Source organism: Streptomyces sp. WAC04114 (assembly GCF_019733245.1).
Lineage (GTDB): Bacteria > Actinomycetota > Actinomycetes > Streptomycetales > Streptomycetaceae > Streptomyces > Streptomyces massasporeus_A.
The window spans coordinates 1-2491 of record NZ_JAIGQA010000340.1 but is presented as its reverse complement, the minus strand read 5'-3'; the positions used below and the strand labels follow the sequence as shown (position 1 = coordinate 2491).

2 protein-coding genes are annotated in these 2491 nt (G+C 71.4%); both read right to left on the bottom strand.

Annotation, left to right across the window (positions count from 1 at the left end; genetic code table 11):
- Positions 1-73: 73 nt before the first annotated feature.
- Complete coding sequence (locus K4G64_RS38965) at positions 74-553, bottom strand: NUDIX domain-containing protein (RefSeq protein WP_221760573.1); 480 nt, start codon at positions 551-553, stop codon at positions 74-76.
- 140 nt (positions 554-693) lie between these two features.
- On the bottom strand, positions 694-2310 hold the full coding sequence (gene lnt / locus K4G64_RS38960; RefSeq protein ID WP_221760572.1) for an apolipoprotein N-acyltransferase: 1617 nt from the start codon (positions 2308-2310) through the stop codon (positions 694-696).
- Positions 2311-2491: the final 181 nt, after the last annotated feature.

Sequence of the window (2491 nt, the reverse complement as noted above, 5' to 3'; positions counted from 1 at the left end):
GGGCACGGGGCGCGGTCATGACTCGACCCTAGGCAGCGCCCCTCCCCCACCCCATGTGGTCAGGCCCCATAGTTCAATCGGAGGCAGTGGGGTCGAACCATGTGGGGTCGTCCGACAGGGCCTGCTTGATCCGCCGCAGGCCGAACTCGTTGAGCTCGGGCAGCGCGTCGACGTCGAACCAGGCCACGTCCAGCGACTCGTCGTCGTTGACCTTCGCCTCACCGCCGACGGCCCGGCAGCGGAAGGTGATGTCCATGTACTGGCAGGTGTCGCCGTTCTCGTATGTGACGGGCTGCAGGGCCTGAACGAGGACGACCCGTTCGGCGACGCACCGCACGGCCGTCTCCTCGTAGACCTCCCGCACCGCGCAGGCCGCGGGCTGCTCCCCCGGATCGGGGATGCCGCCGAGCACGGACCACGCGCGGGTGTCGGCGCGGCGGTTGAGCAGCACTCTGCCCGCGTCGTCGAAGACGAGGGCGGTGACCCCGGGGAGCCAGAGCAGCTGATGACCGGCCGAGGCACGGAGCGTGCGGATGAAGTCGGGAGTAGCCATGCCGTCGACCCTAATGGGCCGCTTCCGGCGCCCTGGCGCGATTCAGGCTGTGTGCGAACGACGTACGGCTACACGTCACTGGCCCGTCGCCGACGGCGTATGGCTACACACGTCACCGGCGCGGCGCCGACGGCGTACGGCTACACGTCACCGGCCCGTCGTTCGCGCAGCCCGGCGCCGACGGCCCAGCCGAGTCCGCCGGCCGCGACCAGCACGAGGGCGATCTCCGGCAGGATGCCGAGCCGGGTGGCGGGGGTCTGCGAGGACCGCAGCGGCACCTTCTGCACCAGGGAGTCGGCCACGAACATGCCGGTCTTCTGGGTGATCCTGCCGTCCGGCATGATGATGGCGCTGACTCCGCTGGTCACCGGCACCGTCACGGTCCGGCTGTGCTCGACCGCGCGCACCCGGGACATGGCGAGCTGCTGGTAGGTCATCTCGCTGCGGTCGAAGGTGGCGTTGTTGCTGGGCACGGAGATCAGCTGGGCGCCGTCGGTGACCTCGGAGCGCACGGTCCAGTCGAAGGCGGCCTCGTAGCAGGTGACGAGTCCGACCTTGGCGCCGTCCATGGTGAACACGCCAGGCTCGGTGCCCCGGCTGAAGTCCTGGCGGACCATCGCCGTCCAGTTCTCGTTGATCGTGCCGATGAGCGAGCGCAGCGGCAGGTACTCGCCGAAGGGCTGGATCTGGCGCTTGTCGTAGGTGTCGACGGGGCCCTTCGCCGGGTCCCACAGGATCTGCTCGTTGTACAGCTTGCCGTCCCGTTCGACGACGCCGCCGACCGAGATGGGCGCGCCGATGGACTTGGCGGCCGTGTCGATGACGGTGCGGGCATCGGGGTTGGCGAAGGGGTCGATGTCGGAGGAGTTCTCCGGCCACAGCACGAAGTCGGGCCGTGCGACCTTGCCGGCCTTGACCTCGGCGGCGAGCCGCTCGGTCTCGCGCGCGTGGTAGTCGAGCACGGCCCGCCGCTGGGCGTTGAAGTCGAGGCCGGCGCGGGGCACGTTGCCCTGGATCACCGCGACGGTGGCCCGGCCGTCCTCGGCCGTGTCGCTGACCAGCGGCCGGGCCGCGACCGCGCCCACGACCGGGACGAACAGGCTCAGCAGGCCCATGGCCGCCGCGCCCCGCCGGACCTCACCGGTCCGCCGCCACCGCACGGCGAGCCTGATGACCTCGTACAGCCCGAAGCCGCACAGGACGACGGCGAAGCCGAGCACCGGGGTGCCGCCCACCGCGGCGAGCGGCAGGAACACTCCGTCAGCCTGGCCGAACGCGACCTTTCCCCAGGGGAAGCCGTTGAAGGGCGCACGCGCGCGTGCCGCCTCGCCGGCGATCCACACCGCTGCCGCCCACACCGGCCAGCCGGGCAGCTTCGACACGGCCGCGACCCCGGCGCCGACCGCGGCGACGAAGAGAGCCTCGATCGCCACCAGGGCGAGCCAGGGTCCCGGCCCCACCTCCACCCCGGTCCACACCAGCAGCGGCAACAGGAAGCCGAGGCCGAAGAGGTAGCCGAGTCCGAGGGCCGCCTTCCAGCCGCGGCCGCGCAGCACCCAGCCGAGGACGGCGAAGGCGGGCAGGGCCAGCCACCACAGCGTGCGGGGCGGGAAGGAGACATAGAGGAGCAGGCCGGAGAGTGCGGCCGCGGCGGCAGGGACGAGACGTGCCGATCGCCGGGCCCACGTCCGTGCCCCGGGCGCGATGCGCGGCTCCAGCTGGTCCGATTCGCCGACGGAGGTTGCGGTGACGGTCACTCCCGGAGTCTAAGGCGCGTGACCTTGGGGCCGACAGCGCGGTACGCGTGACGGACGTCCTGTTCATTTCGTCACGACACATCCTCAAACCGCCCACAAGCCGTTACGGTGTGCCAAGCCTCAGTCGAACGGCCCGTGGCGGCCGATGCGGCCGGGGTCTTCACAGGTCGGGGGCTTTGGG